The sequence below is a fragment of the Cohaesibacter marisflavi genome, from assembly GCF_900115225.1.
GTDB classification, from domain to species: domain Bacteria; phylum Pseudomonadota; class Alphaproteobacteria; order Rhizobiales; family Cohaesibacteraceae; genus Cohaesibacter; species Cohaesibacter marisflavi.
Window position 1 is genome coordinate 140155 of the sequence record NZ_FOVR01000011.1, and the last position, 22427, is coordinate 162581.

At 53.4% G+C, this 22427-nt stretch carries 20 protein-coding genes; 18 read left to right on the forward strand and 2 right to left on the reverse strand.

The features are described 5' to 3' along the window. Nucleotide 1: 1 nt before the first annotated feature. A complete protein-coding gene (locus BM258_RS18010; protein WP_090074622.1) occupies nt 2-1168 on the reverse strand; it encodes an NAD(P)/FAD-dependent oxidoreductase in 1167 nt (388 codons plus the stop codon). A gap of 129 nt (nt 1169-1297) precedes the next feature. Between BM258_RS18010 and BM258_RS18015 the strand changes: the two genes are divergently transcribed. Together BM258_RS18015 and BM258_RS18020 are read left to right on the forward strand one after the other, a co-directional pair. Further along, nucleotides 1298-2185, forward strand: coding sequence for an HpcH/HpaI aldolase/citrate lyase family protein (locus tag BM258_RS18015; protein WP_210186798.1), 888 nt, complete (start codon nt 1298-1300; stop codon nt 2183-2185). 2 nt (nt 2186-2187) lie between these two features. Further along, a complete protein-coding gene (locus tag BM258_RS18020) occupies nt 2188-2406 on the forward strand; it encodes a DUF1737 domain-containing protein (protein ID WP_090074623.1) in 219 nt (72 codons plus the stop codon). A 52-nt stretch (nt 2407-2458) separates the two neighbouring features. On the opposite strand, the gene BM258_RS18025 is transcribed toward BM258_RS18020, so the two are convergent. Continuing rightward, nucleotides 2459-2995, reverse strand: coding sequence for a GNAT family N-acetyltransferase (locus BM258_RS18025; protein ID WP_175528148.1), 537 nt, complete (start codon nt 2993-2995; stop codon nt 2459-2461). Nucleotides 2996-3227: 232 nt separating this feature from the next. Between BM258_RS18025 and BM258_RS18030 the strand changes: the two genes are divergently transcribed. From BM258_RS18030 to odhB, 16 genes are all read left to right on the forward strand, one after another. After that, nucleotides 3228-4046: a siderophore-interacting protein gene (locus BM258_RS18030; protein ID WP_090074625.1), complete on the forward strand. Its 819-nt coding sequence runs from the start codon at nt 3228-3230 to the stop codon at nt 4044-4046. Nucleotides 4047-4208: 162 nt separating this feature from the next. Next, nucleotides 4209-5258 (forward strand): MaoC family dehydratase, encoded by a 1050-nt coding sequence (locus tag BM258_RS18035; protein ID WP_090074626.1) that lies wholly within the window; start codon nt 4209-4211, stop codon nt 5256-5258. A gap of 449 nt (nt 5259-5707) precedes the next feature. Next, on the forward strand, nt 5708-6112 hold the full coding sequence (gene sdhC / locus BM258_RS18040; protein ID WP_090074627.1) for a succinate dehydrogenase, cytochrome b556 subunit: 405 nt from the start codon (nt 5708-5710) through the stop codon (nt 6110-6112). Nucleotides 6113-6128: 16 nt separating this feature from the next. Continuing rightward, nucleotides 6129-6503 carry a succinate dehydrogenase, hydrophobic membrane anchor protein gene (sdhD, locus tag BM258_RS18045; RefSeq protein WP_090074628.1) on the forward strand — a complete coding sequence of 125 codons (375 nt, stop codon included), beginning with the start codon at nt 6129-6131 and terminating at the stop codon, nt 6501-6503. A gap of 6 nt (nt 6504-6509) precedes the next feature. After that, nucleotides 6510-8357 (forward strand): succinate dehydrogenase flavoprotein subunit, encoded by a 1848-nt coding sequence (gene sdhA, locus BM258_RS18050; protein ID WP_090074629.1) that lies wholly within the window; start codon nt 6510-6512, stop codon nt 8355-8357. A gap of 103 nt (nt 8358-8460) precedes the next feature. Further along, a complete protein-coding gene (locus tag BM258_RS18055; protein WP_090074630.1) occupies nt 8461-9243 on the forward strand; it encodes a succinate dehydrogenase iron-sulfur subunit in 783 nt (260 codons plus the stop codon). A 368-nt stretch (nt 9244-9611) separates the two neighbouring features. After that, the gene (locus BM258_RS18060; protein WP_090074631.1) at nt 9612-10067 is read left to right on the forward strand and encodes an arsenate-mycothiol transferase ArsC; all 456 of its coding nucleotides are present in this window, start codon (nt 9612-9614) and stop codon (nt 10065-10067) included. Nucleotides 10068-10362: 295 nt separating this feature from the next. Then, entirely contained in the window at nt 10363-11445 is a 1083-nt protein-coding gene (gene fbaA / locus BM258_RS18065; RefSeq protein ID WP_090074632.1) for a class II fructose-bisphosphate aldolase, read from the forward strand. A gap of 328 nt (nt 11446-11773) precedes the next feature. After that, nucleotides 11774-12397 (forward strand): AprI/Inh family metalloprotease inhibitor, encoded by a 624-nt coding sequence (locus BM258_RS18070; RefSeq protein WP_090074633.1) that lies wholly within the window; start codon nt 11774-11776, stop codon nt 12395-12397. Nucleotides 12398-12494: 97 nt separating this feature from the next. Further along, complete coding sequence (locus BM258_RS18075; RefSeq protein ID WP_090074634.1) at nt 12495-13085, forward strand: AprI/Inh family metalloprotease inhibitor; 591 nt, start codon at nt 12495-12497, stop codon at nt 13083-13085. 310 nt (nt 13086-13395) lie between these two features. Further along, a complete protein-coding gene (gene zapE / locus BM258_RS18085) occupies nt 13396-14541 on the forward strand; it encodes a cell division protein ZapE (protein ID WP_090074636.1) in 1146 nt (381 codons plus the stop codon). A 151-nt stretch (nt 14542-14692) separates the two neighbouring features. Continuing rightward, complete coding sequence (mdh, locus tag BM258_RS18090) at nt 14693-15655, forward strand: malate dehydrogenase (protein ID WP_090074637.1); 963 nt, start codon at nt 14693-14695, stop codon at nt 15653-15655. A 262-nt stretch (nt 15656-15917) separates the two neighbouring features. Further along, complete coding sequence (sucC, locus tag BM258_RS18095; RefSeq protein WP_090074638.1) at nt 15918-17114, forward strand: ADP-forming succinate--CoA ligase subunit beta; 1197 nt, start codon at nt 15918-15920, stop codon at nt 17112-17114. Between the two features lie 4 nt (nt 17115-17118). Next, on the forward strand, nt 17119-18030 hold the full coding sequence (gene sucD / locus BM258_RS18100; protein WP_090074639.1) for a succinate--CoA ligase subunit alpha: 912 nt from the start codon (nt 17119-17121) through the stop codon (nt 18028-18030). A gap of 122 nt (nt 18031-18152) precedes the next feature. Further along, nucleotides 18153-21140: a 2-oxoglutarate dehydrogenase E1 component gene (locus BM258_RS18105; RefSeq protein WP_090074640.1), complete on the forward strand. Its 2988-nt coding sequence runs from the start codon at nt 18153-18155 to the stop codon at nt 21138-21140. 34 nt (nt 21141-21174) lie between these two features. Continuing rightward, nucleotides 21175-22410 carry a 2-oxoglutarate dehydrogenase complex dihydrolipoyllysine-residue succinyltransferase gene (gene odhB, locus BM258_RS18110; protein WP_090074641.1) on the forward strand — a complete coding sequence of 412 codons (1236 nt, stop codon included), beginning with the start codon at nt 21175-21177 and terminating at the stop codon, nt 22408-22410. The last annotated feature ends 17 nt before the right edge of the window (nt 22411-22427 follow it).

A 22427-nucleotide genomic window follows, 5' to 3' on the forward strand; every position in this document is an offset into this window, starting at 1 on the left:
ATCAGATGATGTTGAATTCACGGACTGGCTGGTTGTTGGCGATCCGCTCATATCCGAAGATCGCAAGATCGAACGTGCGATATTCGCCATAGAGGAACAGTTCTCCAATGGCAAGGCCCGTAGCGGGCGCGTGCTGGAGGCCGTGGCCAGAATAACCCGCATTGAAATAGAAGTTGGTCAGCTCTGGATGAGCGCCGATGAAGGCATTCTGATCCAGCGTGCAATATTCGTAATGACCGGCCCATGCATTGACCATTTTGATGGCATCAAAGCCGGGCATGCGATTGTAAAGCGCTGGCCAGACCACGTCTTCAAACAGATCATAATGCGGATCATGATCGTCAAGATCGGCGGCGGGATCATCGATGGGAGGCAGACCGGAGATGTAGAATTCGCCTTCCGGGCGGATATAGACGCCTGAAGTGTCTGCGATGAGAGGCATATTCGGATGTGGCTTTTTGTTGTCGATGACGAAAACGGTGCGTTTGCGCGGCTCGACCGGCAGAGCGATATCCAGCATGGAGGAGACATGCCCGGCCGCAGCGCCGGCGCAATTGACAGCTGCTCCGCAAGCAATGGTCTCGCCGGATTTGAGTTTTATCGCCGTTACCTTGTCGGCGCTCTTCTCCATGGCGACGACTTCGTCCTTGATGAATTCGGCTCCCGCTGCAATGGCGCCCTTGCGCACCAGATCAAGGAACATGTGGGCATCGAACCAGCCTTCGCCTTTGGCGCCATATGTACCCGCGGCGAGATCCTCGACATTGAGCCAGGGGAATTTGTCCGCCATCTGGCCGGGGGTCATCCATTCAATGGGAGCGCCATTCTCGACCTGAATGCGATGGTTGTTTTCCAGAATAGGCAGGCCTTCTTCACTGGCCAGCAGCAGATAGCCGCCTTCGTGATAGGCGATGTCGGCCTCTGGTCCGAAGCGGTCTTTCAATTCGTCAAAGAATTTGAGGCCGAATTTGGACAGGGCGATATTTTCCGGAGTGGAGAACTGCTGGCGAATCGAAGCCGCCGAAAGTGTGGTTGAGCTGTTGGCATAGGTGGGGTCCTTTTCGACCACAATGACAGAGCCTTCGAAGCCGAGATCCTTTTTCAGGAAATAGGCCACAGAAGCCCCCATGATTGCGCCACCAATAATGACGAGATCTGCCTGTTTCATTTGCTGTTCCGCTTTTCTTCTTGTCTTCCTTAAGGGGAGGTTGGCCTAAGGAAGGGGATGGCTAGGCGCGCGTTTGTGTTTTAAGTTGTCGCGCGCCAGCATATTGCCTCGAAGATCGGAGAAATTTCAATGTCTTTCAGACCGCGCCGAACAGCTCTTTACATGCCCGGATCCAACGCCCGTGCTCTTGAAAAAGCCCGCAGCCTTGATGTGGATGTGCTGCTTCTGGATCTGGAAGATGCCGTTGCGATTGACATGAAGGACGTGGCTCGGACCCAGGTTGCCGAAGCCGTCAAAGCAGGCGGGTTCGGGCACCGTGAAGTGGTCATCCGCATCAACGGTCTGGAGACCCAATGGGGGTCGGATGATCTGGCTGCTGCGATTGAAGCCAAGCCGGATGCCATCCTTGTGCCCAAGGTCAATTGCGCTGAAGATGTCTATATGGTCGGGCGCAAGATGAATGATGTAGGCGCCGATCAGGATATCAAGATCTGGGCCATGATGGAGACCCCGCAAGGCATGCTGCGTGCGTTGGAAATCGCCGAGGCGACGAAAGAATATCATGGTCGCCGCTTGAGTTGTTTTGTCTTGGGAACCAATGACTTGGTCAAGGAAACGCGTGTTGCAATAGTGCCCGGAAGAGCCCCCGTTTATGGCTGGTTGATGAATTGTCAGGCTGCAGCCAGAAGCTTTGATCTGGATATCATCGATGGGGTGTTTAACAATTTCAACGATCTGGATGGCTTCATCGCCGAGTGCGAGCAGGGCGCAGAAATGGGCATGGATGGCAAGACGCTGATTCATCCCAAACAGATTGCCGACTGCAACCGCATTTTCTCACCGGACGCTGATGCCGTGGCGTGGGGGCGAAAGGTGATCGAGGCTTTCGATGCACCGGAGAATCAGTCAAAGAATGTCATGACGATTGATGGTAAAATGGTCGAGCGACTGCATGCGGAAATGGCCCGCCGTCTGGTGGATATTGCCGAAGCCATTGCGGCTCGGGATGAGGAATAGTCATGAACGAAAAACAAAGAGTATACCGGTTTCTCACAGGCGTGGATGACGCCACCTTTTGTCACCGGGTCACCGAGGCGCTCTCCAAGGGGTGGGAACTGCATGGCTCTCCCAGCTACGCCTATGATGCCGAAGCACGGGTGATGAAATGTGGGCAGGCGGTGACCAAGCTGGTCGAGCCGTTTGAGTATAGCCGGGACGTGGTTCTGGGCGAGCTATAACCGGATTGCGTTTGAACGACGCTTATCTAGCCAAAGAGTAAAGAAAACAGCCTCAGTTTTGAGGCTGTATTTTTTTGCGCATTGTGTAATCCGTGACTTCAAAGCCGAGGGATTGATAAAGGGCAAAGGCTCGCTCGTTGAAGGCAAAGACATGCAAGCCGATGGAAGGAAAGCCCATTTGGGCAACTTCCGCTTCCAGAGCCAGCATCGCGGCGCGCCCATATCCTTTGCCGCGCTCGTTCTCCTCAATCTCGATGTCGTAAATGAAGGCGCTCTTCTGATTGAATTGGGTTTGCGCCGCAATCCAGATTGCGCCGATCCTGTCGCCTTTTTCATCGATCACCTTGAAAAAATGGTTGTCTTTGGTTTGCAAACCATCGGCAAGGGCGCACTGCATGCTCGATTGGGCAAAGGTGCGAGCCGCCTCCAGTGTGCATCCAAAGGTTTTCTGCTTGTCTTTGGCATATTCTTCGGTGCAATGATCAAACCAGCTCTGGAAATCAGCCTCGGCAAAAGGGGCAAGGCTTACCTGCGCTGTCGAGTGTGTGTCTGGTGTGGCTGATTCTTTGGGGGGCTTGGTTTGTGGCATGACTGGGCCTCTGATGGCTCGGGTTTGTTTGGTTGCACCCCGCTCCAGGCATGTCTGATTCGGTTGGGCACTCCGCATAGTAGAAAATACCCATTCGGATTGATATGGCGGGTTGAAAAGGGGACTGCTTTTCTGGCATTGATGCATAAAAGTTGAGTTGGAAACTCTTGAATTCTCTTGTTTGCTTCCGATATGGTTCAGATATTTCAAAAACAGATTGAGTGATGACAATATGACTTCAGAAAACAGCAAATCCCCGATCCCCGCCCCGATCCCCGCCCCGATCCCCGCCCCGATCCTTGAACGTGTGCGCCATGAACTGAAGAAGCGGGATCTGGAAGTGAAGACGGTCGAGCGGCTGACGCCATCAATGATCCGGGTCACGCTGATCGGTGAGGAATTGGCAGATTTTACCAGTCTGGCGGCCGATGATCACATGAAGCTGTTTGTGCCTGATCCCAGCGGCATGATGGTGATGCGGGATTACACGCCGCGCGCCTATGACAATGAGGCGCGGACGTTGACTGTCGATTTTGCTGTGCATGATGCCGGACCTGCGACGGCGTGGGCTCTTTCTGTCAAACCGGGTGATCATCTGCAGATCGGTGGCCCGCGCGGCTCTGCCGTCCTCAAAGGGGATATCGCGCGCTATGTGCTGATCGCGGATGAAACGGGTTTGCCTGCACTGGGGCGTTGGGTGGAAGAAATGGGGCCAGAAACAGAGGTGGAAGCTTTTGCGACTGTCCCCGGCGCTGAGGATGAGCAGAATTTTCAGACTGACGCCGAGCTCACGATGCACTGGATTCATCGTTCTGAGAAAAAGGCTGCCAGTCCGACGCCTTTCCTTGATAGCATCAAGGATGTCTCTTGCGGCGAGGGCACTTATATCTGGATTGCTGCTGAAGCACGCGTTGCCAAGGCGATTCGGACCTTCTTTCTTGAAGAGAAGGGGCATCCGCTGCAATGGATGAAAGCTGCTGGCTATTGGGTGCACGGTCAGGCGGACAGTTCGGAGAAATCCATAAGTGATGCCCCTGCCAAGCCTGCCTGACTTCGTCTCTTTCTGATATGTGGTGATATGAGGGATGCCCAAGGGGGGCATCCCTTTTGCTTATCTATCCGCCTTTCCTCCAAATGACAGCTTTGCTGCGGTGCAATATATTGCCTGCACAGTCTGCCGCTCTGCTTGGGTGGTGTGTAAGGGGAGGGGACAATGAGCAAGACCAATCCAGGTAACTTTTTTGAAGATTTTTCAGTGGGTCAAGTTATCCGGCATGCGACGCCGCGTACCGTGACCGAGGGTGATGCCTCGCTTTATACCGCGCTCTATGGCTCCCGTTTTGCGGTGCAGAGTTCGGACGCTTTTGCGCGGTCCATCGGCTATCAAAGGGCCCCGCTGGATGACCTGTTGGTCTTTCATATTGTCTTTGGCAAAACCGTACCGGATATTTCGCTCAATGCCGTGGCCAATCTCGGCTATGCCGGGTGCCGGTTTCTTGTGCCGGTTTTCCCCGGCGACAGCCTGACTGCAACGTCGGAGGTGATTGGCCTCAAGGAAAATTCGAATGGCAAGACCGGTGTTGTTTATGTGCGTTCCTGTGGGGTCAATCAACACGGGGACACGGTGCTGGATTATGTTCGCTGGGTAATGGTGCGAAAAAAAGATCCCGCCGTGCCGACCGGGCACGACTCGGTGCCTTCACTGCCAGCCGCTCTGGCCCCCGATGCGCTTGGAGATGCTGTGCCGATTCTCGATGTCGAGGACTTCGATACGGACCTCTCCGGCTCTCCCTACAAATGGGATGACTATGAGGTGGGCGAGAGGATCGATCATGTCGATGGCATGACGGTCGAAGAAGCCGAGCACCAGATGGCGACCCGTCTTTATCAGAATACAGCCAAGGTGCATTTCAACCAGTTTACTGAGGGTAAGGGGCGATTCGGGCGCCGACTCATTTATGGTGGGCATGTCATCTCTCTTGCCCGCGCTTTGTCTTTCAACGGGTTATCCAATGCTTTCCACATTGCTGCCATCAATGGAGGGCGACATGTCGCACCCCTGTTCGCCGGGGAAACCGTATTCGCCTGGTCGGAGATCATTGATAAGGCGGCGCTACCTGCTCGCGATGACGTAGGAGCCTTGCGAATCCGGCTCTATGCGACAAAAGACGCGCCATGCAGTGCATATCCGGGGAAAAATGAGGCCGGCTATGAACCTTCTGTTATCCTGGACACGGATCTGTGGTTGGTGCTTCCGCGCTGAACATGGTACAAGAAGGTGAACCCGGTTTGGTTGAGGGGAGGCTTGTTCGGCCCCGACCTGCTGGAATCAATTGGAGGAAAAGACACCAGGATTCTGTCTTGCGTTTGCAGTTGGGAGCCACTTGGTGTGTCTTTTTGTAAATGTCTTGTGGCTAGTTAGCCAAAAGTCGGGAGGATTTGCGAAATATCATATATCATCCCCATTATTGCAATTAAGTTTCGTCACGTCCGCTAAGATATTGCTTACTTGATCTTAATCTTGATCGAGATAATGGCATTATTGTTCAAATGTGATGCTGTCCGTTAGGCGCAGTTTGGACAAAATTCATCGAATTAGCGGGTTGGTCGCTTTGACCAGATCCAGAAATCTCGCTATGACAACAGACATGCAGACCAAAACCTGGTTATTTTTACGTAATACGTAAGTGTCAGCTGTCGAGGACCGAAAATATGACAGACGTCGACCTGAAGGGTAAACGCCCTACATCTCCCCATGTCCAAAACTTTGCCTACAAGATCACCCTGTCGATGGCGACTTCCATTAGCCATCGTGTAACCGGGGTTGGTGCTTACATCGGCTTATTCTTTTTGGCGTACTGGCTGATTGCTCTGGCAATCGGGCCTGAAGCTTTTGAAACCGCGCAGACCCTCTGGGGCTCCATTCTGGGGCGCTTTGTGTTGTTCTGCTTTACCTGGTCACTCATGCATCACATGCTTGGTGGTATCCGTCACTTCCTGTGGGATATTCCTGTGATGATCGAGAAGCCCCAGATTGAATTCCTTTATCGCGCAACCATCCTGGGCGGCTTCCTGTTGACGGTCGTTATCTGGATCATCGGTTATGCTGTGATGTGAGGACGGGGAGAGAGAAATGAAAACATCTACCAAAATCATTCGTGGCCTTGGTGAAACTCATCACGGCACGGAACATCACTGGATGATCCGGCTTACCGCTTTTGCTCTGGTTTTCCTCACCATCGGTTTCGTTATTTTTGTAATGGCCGCTGCAGGATCTGACTATGAGCAGGCCAGAGCGCTTGTTGGACATCCGCTTGTCGCGATTTTCCTTCTGTTGGTTATCGCCGTGTCCGGATATCACGCTTATCTGGGCGCTATCACCATTCCGGAAGATTATTTCCAGAATCAGCTATATCGCACGCTGTCCAAGATCCTGAACAGCTTCGCGGCTATCGTCGTCTGTGCCGCCCTTTTCTTTGCGGTGCTTAAAGTGGCATTTGGAGGGTAAGATCAGATGGCCAATACTTATAATATCAATGGTCGTGCCTACGAAGTTCACGACCACTATCATGATGTTGTCGTTTTGGGGGCCGGTGGCGCTGGTCTGCGCGCAACCCTCGGCATGGCCGAGCAGGGTCTGCGCACCGCTTGCGTAACCAAGGTTTTCCCAACCCGTTCGCACACGGTTGCCGCACAGGGCGGTATCGCAGCATCACTTGAAAATATGGGGCCTGACAGCTGGCAGTGGCATATGTATGACACCGTCAAGGGTTCTGACTGGCTCGGTGATACCGACGCCATGGAATATCTTGCGCGTGAAGCTCCGGCTGCGGTCTATGAGCTGGAACATTATGGTGTTCCTTTCTCGCGTACTGAAGAAGGCAAGATCTACCAGCGCCCGTTCGGTGGCCATATGCAGAACTATGGTGAAGGGCCTGCTGTGCAGCGTACCTGTGCTGCTGCTGACCGTACCGGCCACGCTATCCTGCATACGCTTTATGGTCAGTCCATCCGCAACAAGGCTGAGTTCTATATCGAATATTTCGGTCTTGACCTGCTGATGAACGAAGACGGCACCTGCGAAGGTCTGGTTGCCTGGAACCTTGACGACGGCACCATCCATCGCTTCAACGCCAAAATGGTTGTTCTGGCGACCGGTGGTTATGGTCGTTGCTACTTCTCCGCTACGTCTGCCCACACGATTACCGGTGACGGTAATGCTATGATCGCCCGTGCTGGTCTGCCGCTGCAGGACATGGAATTCGTTCAGTTCCATCCGACCGGCATCTATGGCGCTGGCTGCCTGATCACCGAAGGTGTTCGTGGTGAAGGCGGGTATCTGGTTAACTCCGAAGGCGAACGCTTCATGGAGCGTTATGCTCCGAGTGCCAAGGACCTTGCTTCCCGTGACGTGGTTTCCCGCTGCATGACCATCGAAATTCGCGAAGGTCGCGGTGTTGGCCCGAACAAGGACCACATCTTCCTGCATCTTGATCACCTTGATCCGGATATGCTGGCAGAGCGCCTGCCGGGTATTTCCGAATCGGCCGAGATTTTTGCCGGTGTTGACGTGACCAAGGAACCTATTCCGGTTCTGCCGACCGTTCACTACAATATGGGTGGTATTCCGACCAACTATTGGGGTGAAGTGCTCAACCCAACCAAGGATGATCCGAACGCAGTTGCTCCGGGCCTTATGGCTGTCGGTGAAGCGGCTTGTGCCTCGGTTCATGGTGCCAACCGTCTTGGCTCCAACTCGCTCATCGACCTTGTGGTCTTTGGCCGTGCAGCAGCTATCAAGGCTGGCAAGGTTATCGACCGCGAAGCTCCGATGCCGACGCCGAACCAGGCTTGCTTTGACAAGATCATGGCCAACTTCGACATGGTCCGTCATGCAAACGGCTCTCAGACCACTGCTCAGCTGCGCTTGAAGATGCAGAAGAGCATGCAGAACAATGCTGCCGTCTTCCGTACTCAGGAAACGTTGGAACAGGGCTGCAAGGAAATGGCTGCTCTTTGGGGCGAAATGGGTGAAATGAAAGTGACCGACCGGTCACTGATCTGGAACTCCGACCTCATGGAATCCCTCGAACTTCAGAACCTGATGATCAACGCCCTTCCAACGGTCGTTGGTGCTGAAGCTCGTAAGGAAAGCCGCGGTGCACACGCTCGTGAAGACTATAAAGATGGTCCTCTGGGTGGTCGTGACGACGAAAACTGGCGTAAGCATACGCTGGCTTGGGTCGCAGAGAATGGCGATGTCAAACTTGACTATCGTCCGGTTATTCTCGATCCGCTTACTTCCGAGGAAGAAGGCGGTATCGACCTTGCCAAGATCGCGCCGAAAGCTCGCGTCTACTAATGTCTTTCAAGTCGGGCAGCATGACGTTGCCCGGCCTTTTCGAAATTAAAGCCCGAGCTCGCCTTGATGCGATAAGGGCGCGACCCGAATACGGAGCGAAAAGATGGTTGAACTTGCGCTGCCGAAAAATTCACGGATTAAAGAAGGCAAGACTTGGCCAAAGCCTGAAGGTGCGACCAACTTGACCGAATTCCGCGTTTATCGCTGGAATCCTGATGACGGCAAAAACCCCCAGATCGACACATATTATGTCGATCGTGACGATTGTGGCCCGATGGTTCTCGATGGGCTGCTCTACATTAAAGACAACATCGATGCGACCTTGACGTTGCGCCGTTCTTGCCGTGAAGGCATCTGCGGTTCGTGCGCCATGAACATCGACGGGGCAAACAATCTCGCCTGTACCTTCGGTATGGACGAATGCAAGTCCAAGTCTGTGAATGTGTATCCGCTGCCGCATATGAAGGTGGTCAAGGACCTTGTACCTGACCTCAACAATTTCTATGCCCAGCATGCTTCCATCGAGCCTTATCTGAAGACCGATACGCCGGCTCCAGACACCGAATGGCTGCAGTCTCATGAAGATCGTCAGAAACTGGACGGCCTTTATGAATGTATCCTGTGTGCCTGCTGCTCGACCTCTTGCCCATCCTACTGGTGGAATGGCGATCGTTACATCGGCCCATCGGCTCTTCTTCAGGCTTATCGCTGGATCATCGATAGCCGTGACGAATATACCGGTGAACGTCTTGATCAACTCGATCATGCCTTCGGTGCCTATCGTTGTCACACGATCATGAACTGCACCAAGGTTTGCCCGAAAGGCCTGAACCCGGCCAAGGCAATTGCCGAAATCAAGCGTATGCTGCTTGAACGCGCTGTTTAATATGGTGTGTCGTTTCTGGCTATAAGCTAGAAGCTGAGTGAATCAGAACCGCCCTCCAGAGAGATCTGGTGGGCGGTTTTTTGTTTGGGCTCATTTGTTTTTAAGCGAAAGTGTCCAAATGTGGATTGTCAGGAATGTGTCAAGAATGCGAGGTTACGCGATCTTAGCTATTGAAATAAATGAGAAAATTGAATTCTTGAAATACTGTCTGCTTAAGCCCATGTGAGTGGTGACATTGTCAACCAAACACCATTTCTGATTTCCGGCCTGCTTCGGAGGAGAGAAGGACAATTCTTTTCGGGTTGTCATGGAGTTGTCGGAAAGTTTGTTTAGTTGGCTGCCTGAGCGTTGGCAGAACGGAGGGTTTCATGCTGCAAACGAATATCCTGTTCCTTGATGAAACGAACAATGATCGGAGCATCATGGCTGAAGCATATTTCAATCGGGGGCTTAACAATGCCGTGCGTGCATTCAGCGCCGGATTCGAACCTGCGGACCGACTGGACAGGCATGTGTTCGACGTGCTCAGAGGGAATGGCATTGCGCCGGAGGATTATTGTCCCAAGCCGGTCGATATCTTCTTACAGGCCTATTCGCCACGCATTGATCTGGTGGTTGGGTTTGAGCCGGCAAGAGGGGCGCACAAGCGTCCGATTTTTCCTTACAATCCTCCCGTCACCTATCTCAAGGTGCCTGGCTCTTTTGACCGAATTGACCTTCCTGGGCATCGCAAGAGGGCGGTAAGGGAAACCTATGCGGATCTGCGTCTTGCCATTGATCGGGCCGTTGCGACAGGGTTGTTGCCCGGTTCCATGGCTGCTTAATGCAGTAAATAGACTGTCAGGTCGGGATTATCCTTGAGCCCGGTCTGCCTTATCTGCATGTCAGCTCATGTAAAAAGGCTGGCATAAGCGATGAAATGCTACTGATTGGCATTTGCTTTTCTGTGTTTGCGGGTAAACATTGAAGCTGTTCAATGATTTGTGCTAACACAGGAAAAATACTAACCGATAGGACCGATATTGCTTCTTTCTTTGCTATTTTCTGGACGTTGGAGAAGGAATGTTTTATTTGACTATCGAGAATTAATTTAGTCTCGAAACTTTAAGGGAGATCAGCGTGAGCGGAATCAAATTGAGCCCGGGCGTCATCACCGGCGAAGAGTATTTGCAGCTTCTGGAAGCATGCAAAGAAGGTGGATATGCTCTGCCAGCCGTCAACGTTACCGGCACCAACAGTCTCAATGCGGTAATGGAAGCAGCTGCCAAAGCAAAATCCGATATCATCATTCAGATGTCGAACGGCGGCGCACAGTTCTTCGCTGGTCAGGGTGCTCCTGATGCGATGCGCGCACGTGTTTTGGGCTCTGTATCCATCGCCCAGCATGTACATCTGCTGGCAAAAGAATATGGCATCTGTGCCGTTCTTCACACCGACCATTGCAACAAGAAACTGTTGCCATGGATCGACGGCCTGCTAGACGAAGGTGAGAAATATTACAAGGCGAACGGTCGTCCGCTTTACACCTCCCACATGATCGACCTGTCCGAAGAAACCCTGGAAGACAACGTTGCGATCAGCGCCAAATATCTCGAACGCATGGCTCCGATGGGCATGAGCCTCGAGATTGAGCTTGGCGTCACCGGTGGTGAAGAAGATGGCATCGGTAAAGAGCTGGAAGAAGGCGATGCAGCCGATCCACGCCTCTACACCCAGCCTGAAGATGTGCTTTATGCCTATGACATTCTGTCCAAGATCGGTCACTTCACTGTGGCAGCATCCTTCGGCAACGTGCATGGCGTTTATGCTCCGGGCAACGTCAAGCTGCGTCCGGAAATCCTGAAACATTCTCAGGAGCTGGTTGCCAAGGAGCGTAACCTGGCTGACAAACCATTGAGTCTTGTGTTCCACGGCGGATCTGGGTCTCCGAAAGAACAGATTTCTGAAGCTGTGTCCTATGGCGTGTTCAAGATGAACATCGACACCGACATCCAGTTTGCCTTTGCTGAGGCTGTTGGCGCGAAAGTCGACGAAAAGCCGGTAGCCTTCAAGCATCAGGTGGATCCGAAAGACGGTACGCCATACAAGAAATTCTACGATCCGCGCAAATGGCTGCGTGCAGGCGAAGAGGGCATGATTGCTCGCCTCGAAGAAGCCATGCAGGATCTAGGCTCGGCTGGTCGTTCTGTCGCTGACAAGTGATAGACGAATAGTGTTGCTTCAAGAACAAGGCTCTCCGGGTGTTCCCGGAGGGCTTTTTTCGTTTTGGGTGGCGTATTGTAATCCGGAGCGGGTGATATTGGCCGGGGTCCTGTGAATTGGTCTTATGGAACACGGGCTTGGGCAGAAAACTTTTGTCTTTGCCACATTTCCCTGTTATCCGTTGATGCGTATCGGGCAACTGCTTTGCGCAAAACACTGATTCTTCCGGCTTTTGGCTGGCTTGCTATGGTTTTGGGGCGCGCAGGGCAGGGCCGTATTTCTTCTTTGTGCGCTCTCGGGGTTGATTGTGAAACGATCTGGAACACTCATGACCATCTCTCTCTTCGCTTTGGCGCTGGGGGGCTGTGCGGTGTCTTCTGGAGGGCTCTCTTCCAGCCAGAGCGGGGCTCAGCAAACAGCCGGCGCGGTGGGGCGTGGTCCTGTTGCCATGCCTGACCAAAGCGCAGATCTTGCGCTGGTGTCTGCGTCGGATAAATTTTCCAAGCCAAATGAAAGTTCACTGGGTGTTGCCGAGCCGGGTGCGGCGTTTGATGCCGTAGATGCTGAATTCAGACAAGCCTATGCCGAGGCCTCGCAGAATTTTGTGCCTGCAGGCACAACCCATGCGGAACTCAAGCCCTATGTTGGCCGTTGGAAGTTGCAGCCGAAGAACTCAAGGGAAAAGCTCAGGCAGTTGGGTTCCTCTCTGGGGCTCTCAGAGAGTTGCGAGCTGGTTCTTGAGGATGCCCGCAGGGATTATGGCTACAAGGCATCGGGGAATTCTGCCTGCCCGACGAGCCTGTTTATGCTGGACAGTTGGGTGGCCTTTGATGACCGTTTGGTGTTGCGCGACCATATGGGCGACGACATTGTCAAACTACGGTCTGATGGGAGAGGTGTCTGGGTTGGTGTGAATAAAGAAGGCAATATGCTGGTTCTGAAGAAATCTTGACCAGTTTCTGCTTGAAATTAACGGATCTTTCAGTTGGTCCTTGAATATTTACCAATAAGAATCAAAACTCTTATCTGTGTGACGTAAGGAGAGTGGTATGATTCGCTATTCCGCGCTTTTGTGTGCCGGTTTGTTGCTGACAGCTTGTTCATCCGCTGGCTTTGACCGGTTTGGTGGCAATGACGCATCCCCATTGAACCCAGCTCCGACGTCGCCTGTCGAGAGTCAGGCGCTTGGATCTCTTATTCCCAATGATCAGTATCCGAACCAGTCCTATTCAACGGGGCAGCAGTCCGGCCAGCCGATCAACAACGCGATGGGCGCTGAGGCCGAACTGGCGCCTCCGGTTCAGAATGACATGTCGGCGCTATCCCAGCCCGTGCCATCTTCGGCGCGTAGCTTGAAGCGAACCGATCTGCTGGGGGCCTGGACGCTGACCTCCGGAGCCGAGCAGTGCAAATTGAATATCAATTTGACCAACTGGACTGGCGGGTATCGGGCGTCTTCGCGTGGCTGTAGTTCGTCCGATCTACAGAGGATCAATGCATGGCGTCTGGATGGTGAAAAGCTGGTTGTCTTCCTGGCAGAAGATGGATCGACCATTCTTGGACGGTTCCATTCGAATGCGCCGGGGCGTTTTTCCGGTCAGGCAACGATGGATGGGCGTAGTTTGTCCTTCACCCGCTGAGCCAGGGCGGCTTTCTCGGTCTGAGAGTGTCCTTCAAGCTGATGGCGTATATGGGAGAGCATGAAGCAGGTCTTTATGCTCTTCATCCGTCTTAGGGATCATTTCCTTGCGTCGTCATTTCCCCTAAAGCAGAACTATTCTTATTTGCGTTTTGTCCATATGCCGCTTTTGATCGCGTGTACGGATAAAGCTATCGCTGCTTGCTCTTTGTTTCGATGTCTCGCCTTGCGATCTGGTGAAGGCTGCGGCAGGCGGGGCATTGCGGCGCATATTCAGGGCATTACATGCCGGATCTTGATGAGGCAAGCAATTGAACAGTGAATTAGGCGACATTTCGGTATCGGACCTGTATGACAGTAAAGTGCGCCACGGTGATATCGATGAGGATGCTGATCAGAGGGCATTGGCCGTTCGTTTCGACCAATTGCTTGAAAAAGTGAGTGAAAAGCGGCTCTCGCGGAAGACGTCCTCCCTTGGTTGGTTGTTTGCCAAACGCCAGCCCGTTGAACCCGTAAGGGGGCTCTATATCTGGGGTGAGGTCGGTCGCGGCAAAACCATGATCATGGACCTGTTTTTCGAGGTGGCTCCGGTCAAGCGCAAGGGGCGCTATCATTTCCATGAATTCATGCGTAACATGCATGCGCGCATCAAGCAGGCACGGGCCGACATCGCCAGCGGCAAGATCAAGGGTGATGATCCGATCAAACCCGTCGCTGACGCTCTGTGTCAGGAAATGCGATTGTTGTGCTTTGATGAGTTTAGCGTCACGGACATTGCTGATGCGATGCTTCTGGGGCGTCTCTTCTCCCGTCTGTTTGCGGATGGGGTGGTGGTGGTTGCCACGTCCAACGTTGATCCGGATCTGCTGTATAAGGACGGGTTGAACCGGCAGCTGTTCTTGCCCTTCATCGCGCTTCTGAAAGAGCGATGTGAGGTGGTTCGGCTCTCGTCGCGGACCGATTTCCGGATGGAAAAGTTGGGTGGTCAACCGGTTTATCTCTTCCCGAAAAATGCAGAAACCGAAGCCAGTTTCCAGTCCATGTGGGAGACGGTTATTGAGGCGCCACGTGCGCCCAGCGATGCGGTGGAAAATCAGGGGCGCAGCATCCATGTGCCCGAGGCTTACCATGGCATGGCCCGTTTTTCGTTCGAAGATCTTTGTGTTCGCCCCTTGGGTGCCTCGGACTATTTGCGCTTGTGCGAGGTCTATCATACGATCTTTATCGACGGTATTCCGCCATTCGAGCGGTCCATGCGCAACGAGGCCAAACGCTTCATCATTCTGATCGATACGCTCTATGACAATCATGTGCGTGTCATTGCGTTGGCCAAGGTTTCCCAGTTTGATTTGGCGCAGAATATGAACGGAACGGAGGCCTTCGAGTTTGATCGCACAGCCTCCCGTCTTACCGAAATGCAATCAGACGAATATCTGGAAGATTGCTCAAGGTTATAATTCCCTTAACGTAAAGGTTAAGTTCGCCAAAAGTCTCGGGTTTTTTATGCATTTAAAACTATCTGCGACTTGAAAGCGCACCGGATTCGCGGTACTCACACAGCCATCCATTCCCAGTTTTGGGAGAACCTTACGTTAAGGGAAACTGAATATGGCGCGGAAGAAAATTGCACTTATCGGATCAGGCCAAATTGGCGGCACTCTGGCACACCTTGCCAGCTTGAGCGAAATGGGCGATGTCGTCCTTTTCGACATTGCTGAAGGGACCCCGGAAGGCAAGGCACTCGATATTGCTGAATCGTCTCCAGTAGACGGCTTCGATGCTAAACTGTCTGGTACCCAGTCTTACGAAGCGATTGCTGGTGCTGACGTTGTTATCGTTACCGCTGGTGTACCTCGCAAGCCTGGCATGAGCCGTGATGACCTGGTTGAAATCAACCTCAAGGTCATGAAGCAGGTTGGTGCCGGCATTGGCAAATATGCACCAGATGCTTTCGTAATCTGCATCACCAACCCGCTTGATGCGATGGTTTGGGCTCTGCAGAAATTCTCGGGTCTGCCTGCCAACAAAGTTGTCGGCATGGCTGGCGTTCTGGACTCCGCTCGTTTTCGTTACTTCCTGGCAGACGAATTCGACGTATCCGTACAGGACGTTACCGCATTTGTTCTGGGTGGTCATGGTGATACCATGGTTCCGCTCATTCGCTACTCCACTGTTGCTGGTATTCCTCTTCCTGATCTGGTTAAAATGGGCTGGATCGAACAGAGCCGTCTGGACGAAATCGTTCAGCGTACCCGTGATGGCGGTGCAGAAATTGTCAAGCTGCTGAAAACCGGTTCTGCATTCTACGCTCCGGCTGCTTCAGCAATCGCAATGGCAGAATCTTACCTCAAAGACAAAAAACGCGTTATGCCTTGTGCTGCTCATCTTTCCGGTGAGTATGGCATCGATGGCATGTATGTCGGTGTTCCGACCGTTATCGGTGCTGGTGGCATCGAGCGCGTTGTCGAGATCGAAATGGACAAAGACGAAAAAGCACAGTTCGACAACTCTGTTGACTCTGTGAAAGGCCTCATCGAGGCTTGCCAGCGTCTTGCTCCAGAACTCGCTTGAGTAAGATAGGCGATTGAGATCCCCCCTCTTGAGACGGCTTGAACAATCGAGAGGGATTGATACCGGGCTTTCCTGCGCTCCTGGCTTACGGCTCAGGAATCCCCCGGCCTAAATTCTTGCACCACTTCCAAGCGTGAAACGGCCCATGGGGATGGATCGGGAAGCGCACGGGAGTGGTGCATTAAGACCACAAGCAAAGACCAGTCTGGTGGCGCTTGCTCACGGTGTTCATCAGGCCGATCCAAAGATTAGGGGAGATCCCATGAATATTCATGAGTATCAGGCTAAGGCCTTGCTTAAGGAGTATGGTGCGCCCGTCGCTGACGGTTTGCCCATCTTTTCCGCTGACGAAGCAGGTGCTGTTGCAGAAAAACTGGGCGGTCCGCTCTGGGTGGTTAAATCCCAGATTCATGCGGGCGGTCGCGGCAAAGGCAAATTCAAAGAAGAGTCTGCCGGCGAAAAAGGGGGTGTTCGACTCGCTTTCTCGAAAGAGGAAGTGATCGAGTTTGTCGGACAGATGCTTGGGGCAACCCTGGTAACGAACCAGACCGGCGAAGCCGGTAAGCAGGTCAATCGCATCTATATCGAAGATGGTGCCGATATTGACCGCGAACTCTATCTTTCCATCCTCGTCGACCGGACGAGCGGTCGCGTAGCCTTCGTGGTTTCAACCGAAGGTGGCATGGATATCGAAGCTGTTGCTGAAGAGACGCCGGACAAGATTCTTACCGTGCCGATCAACCCGGATGCGGGAGTGACGGCGGACAATGCGATCGCGCTGTGCGATGCGCTGAAGCTGGAAGGCACTGCACGCGATGACGGCATGCATCTCTTCCCGATCCTCTACAAGGCTTTCGTTGAGAAGGACATGTCTCTTCTCGAGATCAACCCTTTGATCGTGATGGAAAACCAGCGCCTGCGTGTGTTGGACGCCAAGGTGTCCTTCGATGGCAATGCGCTGTTCCGTCATCCCGATGTGATGGCGCTTCGCGACAAGACCGAAGAAGACGCCAAGGAGATCGAAGCTTCCAAATATGATCTCGCCTATGTGGCCCTTGATGGCAACATCGGTTGCATGGTGAACGGCGCAGGTCTCGCCATGGCCACGATGGACATCATCAAGCTTTACGGTGCTGAACCGGCCAACTTCCTTGATGTTGGCGGTGGGGCGAGCGTTGAAAAGGTAACGGCGGCCTTCAAGATCATTACCTCTGATCCCAATGTGAAGGGCATTCTGGTCAACATCTTTGGCGGAATCATGCGGTGCGATGTGATTGCGCAAGGTGTGTTGACGGCTGTTCAGGAAGTCGGGCTTGAAGTGCCCCTCGTGGTGCGACTGGAAGGCACGCGTGTTGAAGAAGGCAAGAAATTGATCGCTGAAAGCGACCTCAATGTCATTCCTGCTGATGATCTCAACGATGCCGCTCAGAAAATCGTCGCAGCTGTGAAAGGGGCCTAATACGATGTCCATTCTTGTCAACAAAGATACCAAAATCATCGTGCAGGGTCTGACCGGTAAAACCGGTACGTTTCACACCGAGCAGGCTCTCAATTATTTCGGCACGAAAATGGTGGCGGGTGTTCATCCCAAAAAGGGTGGGGAAACCTGGTCTTCCGGTGTTGAATGCGCTGCCGAGCTGCCGATCTTTGCCAATGTGAAGGAAGCCAAGGACGCAACCGGCGCAACGGCTTCGGTGATCTATGTGCCGCCTGCTGGGGCTGCTGCTGCGATTATCGAGGCGATTGATGCCGGCGTTGAATTCATCACCTGCATCACCGAAGGGATTCCTGTGGTGGATATGGTGAAGGTCAAACAGCGCCTTGAAAACTCCGATTCCCGTCTTCTTGGCCCGAACTGCCCCGGTGTCCTTACCCCTGAAGAGTGCAAAATCGGTATTATGCCCGGTTCCATCTTCAAGAAAGGTTCTGTTGGTATTGTTTCCCGGTCTGGCACTCTTACGTATGAAGCAGTGTTTCAGACGACGAATGAGGGTTTGGGCCAGACCACTGCCGTAGGGATTGGCGGTGATCCGGTCAAAGGCACCGAATTTATCGATGTGCTGGATCTGTTCCTTGATGATCCGGAAACGGAATCCATCATCATGATTGGTGAAATTGGTGGATCCGCTGAAGAGGATGCTGCCGAATGGCTCAAGGAGCAGGCAAAAAAAGGGCGCAAGAAGCCAATGGTCGGCTTTATTGCTGGCCGTACGGCTCCTCCCGGCCGGACAATGGGGCACGCAGGTGCCGTTATTTCCGGCGGAAAAGGCGGGGCTGAAGATAAAATTGCTGCGATGGAAAGCGCAGGGATCCGCGTTTCACCTTCTCCGGCAAGTCTCGGTACCACTTTGGTTGACTTGCTCAAAGGTAAGTAAAAGCGCGACATTACGTTATTGCTGCGAGATAGGAGTTATACCTATCTCGTGGCAGCAGATCAGTTCAGCAATGGTGCTGAGCTAGAAAAAAGAGACCGAACGAAGGTTCGGCGGTGGTGGCGATGGCACGTCAGGACGCAAATGAAGCGTTTGCGTTATCTTCCTTCCTCTATGGAGGTAACGCGTCTTATATCGAAGATCTTTATGCCCGTTTTCAGAAAGATCCGACATCTGTAGAAGAAGAGTGGCGAGTCTTCTTCAAGGATTTGCAGGATGACAGCGGCGATATTGCCGCGAATGCGCGTGGCGCATCCTGGAAGCGAGATGACTGGCCTCCAACGACCAATGGTGAGTTGGTTTCTGCATTGGCTGGTGGCGACTTTGTCGCCGATGAGAAAAAGCTGGGCGACAAGCTGAAAAGCAAGGCGCAGGGTCAGGGTGTGGAACTGACCGATGCTGCCGTTCAGCAGGCAACACGCGATTCCGTTCGCGCTCTCATGATGATTCGCGCCTATCGTATGCGCGGTCACCTGCATGCAGAACTTGATCCGCTCAATCTGGCAGATGCCAAGGATCATGAAGAGCTGCATCCTTCCTCTTACGGCTTCACCGAAGCCGATTATACCCGCAAGATTTTCATCGACCATGTTCTGGGGCTCGAGTTTGCCACGATCCCTGAAATGCTCGAAATTCTTCGCCGGACTTATTGTTCCACCCTTGGTGTGGAATTCATGCATATTTCCGATCCGGCTGAAAAGTCCTGGATTCAGGAACGTATCGAAGGGCCGGACAAGCAGATTGCCTTCACCGAAAACGGCAAGAAGGCCATTCTCTACAAGCTGGTGGAAGCGGAAGGCTTCGAGAAATTCCTCGACGTAAAATATACCGGCACCAAGCGCTTCGGACTTGATGGCAGCGAGTCGCTTATTCCGGCGCTGGAACAGATCATCAAGCGCGGCGGCGCCATGGGCGTCAAGCAGATCGTGTTCGGCATGGCCCACCGTGGTCGCCTCAACGTTTTGAGCCAGGTGATGGGCAAGCCGCATCGCGCCATCTTCCATGAGTTCAAGGGTGGGTCTATTACGCCTGACGATGTGGAAGGCTCCGGTGACGTGAAATATCACCTTGGTGCCTCTTCGGACCGGTCTTTCGATGATAACAATGTGCATCTGTCGCTGACGGCAAACCCGTCTCACCTTGAGATCGTGAATCCGGTTGTTCTGGGTAAAGCGCGTGCCAAGCAGGACCAGCTCTCTGCGGACGATGGCAAGTTCATCGAAACCACGGAAGTGGATCGTACCTCGGTGCTGCCTTTGCTGATCCACGGTGATGCTGCTTTTGCCGGGCAGGGCGTTGTGGCTGAGTGTTTCGGCCTTTCCGGCCTCAGAGGTCATCGAACGGGGGGGTCTATCCATTTCATCATCAACAACCAGATCGGCTTTACGACCTATCCGCGTTTCTCGCGTTCGTCACCTTATCCGTCTGATCTGGCCAAGATGATCGAGGCTCCGATCTTCCACTGTAACGGGGACGATCCGGAATCGGTGGTGTTTGCCGCCAAGATCGCCACGGAATTCCGTCAGCTGTTTGGCAAACCGGTCGTGATCGACATGTTCTGCTATCGTCGTTTCGGTCATAACGAAGGCGACGAACCGGCCTTTACCCAGCCGCTGATGTATAAGAAGATCCGCAAGCACCCAACCAGCCTTCAGCGTTATGCTGACCAGTTGATTGCAGAAGGGGTCATTACGCCGGAAGATTTCGAGCAGATGCGCGCCGATGTGCGTAAGATGCTGGATGATGAATTCGAGGCCGGCCAGAGCTTCTCTCCCAACAAGGCCGACTGGTTCGATGGCAAATGGTCCGGTCTGACGACCGCCAGCGCCGAAGATGATCGTCGTTCGGGTAACACCGGTGTTGATGTGGAAGAACTGAGGGAAATCGGCGAAAAGCTGACAACGGTTCCCGAAGGGTTCAACGTTCACCGCACGGTGCAGCGGTTCCTTAACAACCGGGCCAAGATGATGGAAACCGGCGAGGGAATCGATTGGGCAACGGCTGAATCACTGGCCTTTGGCTCTTTGGTTCGTGAAGGGTATCCGGTGCGTCTTTCCGGTCAGGACAGCGAACGCGGCACTTTCTCCCAGCGTCATACGGTTTTGTATGATCAGCAGGATGAAAGCCGCTATATTCCGCTCAACCATGTCGGCAAGGGCCAGAACCGCTATGAGGTCATCAACTCGATGCTCTCCGAAGAAGCTGTTCTTGGCTTTGAATATGGCTACTCTCTGGCTGAGCCAAGCGGGTTGACCATGTGGGAAGCCCAGTTTGGCGATTTTGCCAACGGCGCTCAGGTGGTGTTTGACCAGTTCCTTTCCTCCGCAGAACGAAAATGGCTGCGTGCGTCTGGTCTGGTGGTTCTGCTGCCACATGGTTATGAAGGGCAGGGTCCTGAGCATAGCTCGGCTCGTCTTGAACGCTATCTTCAGTCTTGTGCCGAGGATAATATTCAGGTGGCCAACTGCTCCACGCCGGCCAACTATTTCCATATTCTGCGCCGTCAGGTGAGACGCAGCTTCCGCAAGCCGCTGATCCTTATGACGCCCAAAAGCCTGCTGCGCCACAAACGTGCGGTATCCAATCTCGCCGAGCTTGGTGCAGGCAGCACGTTCCATCGTGTGCTCTGGGATGATGCAGAGATCCGGCCTAATCAGGAGATCAAGCTGGCATCGGATGACAAGATCCGTCGTGTCATTTTGTGTTCTGGCAAGGTCTATTACGATCTTTATGAAGAGCGCGAGAAACGCGGCATCAATGATGTCTATCTGATGCGTGTCGAGCAGCTTTATCCTTTCCCGGCAAAAACCCTGATCAAGGAACTTGGGCGCTTCAAGCAGGCCGATATGGTCTGGTGTCAGGAAGAGCCGAAGAATCAGGGCTCCTGGACCTTCATTGAGCCTTATTTGGAATGGGTTCTCAACCAGATTGATGCGAGTGTCAAACGGCCGGCCTATGTAGGGCGTCCGGCATCCGCAGCGACAGCTACCGGTCTGATGAGCAGGCATATGAACCAGCTCAGGGCCTTTCTTGATGATGCGTTTGCCGAATAACGGCTGAACCAAATAATAAATGTGAGAAAACCAAATGGCTACGGAAATCAAAGTCCCTACACTGGGCGAATCTGTGACCGAAGCAACGATCGGTCAATGGTTCAAGGCAACAGGTGATGCGGTTCAAGCCGATGAGCCGCTCGTAGAACTTGAAACCGACAAGGTGACCATTGAGGTGCCTGCGCCGGTTTCCGGTACCATGGGCGATATTGTTGCTCCGGAAGGGGAAACCGTTGAAGTTGGCGCGCTGTTGGCGATGCTGCTTGAAGGGGAAGGCGAAGCTGCGGCTCCTGCTCCCAAGAAAGAAGCTCCGAAGGAAGAAGCCGCGCCTGCCGCAGCTCCTGCCCCTGCTGCTCAAAGTGCTGCACCGACCTCCATGCCTCCAGCTCCTAGCGCTGCCAAGATGATGACCGAACAGAAAGTGGATCCCGCTTCTGTTTCTGGCACTGGTGTGCGCGGTCAGGTGCTCAAGGGCGACGTGATCAATGCGATCGCTGGTGGCGTAACCGCTCCTTCTGGCTCTGCGCCCCAGCCTGCTGCAAAGCGTCCGGCTTCTGCACCTGAAGATGCGGCCCGTGAAGAACGCGTTCGCATGACCAAGCTGCGCCAGACCATTGCGCGCCGTCTCAAGGATGCCCAGAACACGGCTGCCATGCTGACCACCTTCAACGATGTGGACATGTCCGCCGTTATGGGGATGCGTAAGCAGTATAAGGATCTGTTCGAGAAGAAACACGGCGTTCGTCTCGGCTTCATGGGCTTCTTCGCCAAGGCCATCTGTAAGGCTCTGGAAGAAATCCCGGCAGTGAATGCCGAGATTGATGGTACGGATCTGGTCTACAAGCATTTCGTCCATCTTGGCGTTGCCGTGGGTTCTCCTCGCGGTCTGGTGGTTCCGGTTCTGCGGGATGCGGATCAGAAGTCTCTTTCTGAAATTGAAAAAGAAATCGCAGATTTTGGCCGCCGCGCCCGCGATGGTCAGCTGACCATCGAGGAAATGCAGGGTGGTACTTTCACCGTTTCCAACGGCGGTGTTTATGGTTCCATGATGTCCACGCCTATTCTTAATGCGCCGCAGTCCGGTATTCTGGGCATGCACCGCATTGAAGAGCGTCCGGTGGTGCGCAATGGCGAGATCGTTATTCGTCCGATGATGTATCTGGCATTGTCTTATGACCACCGCGTCGTGGATGGCAAGGAAGCGGTTACCTTCCTTGTGCGCATCAAGGAAAGCCTTGAAGATCCACAGCGTCTGGTTATGGACATCTGATTTGACGATTTATGAAA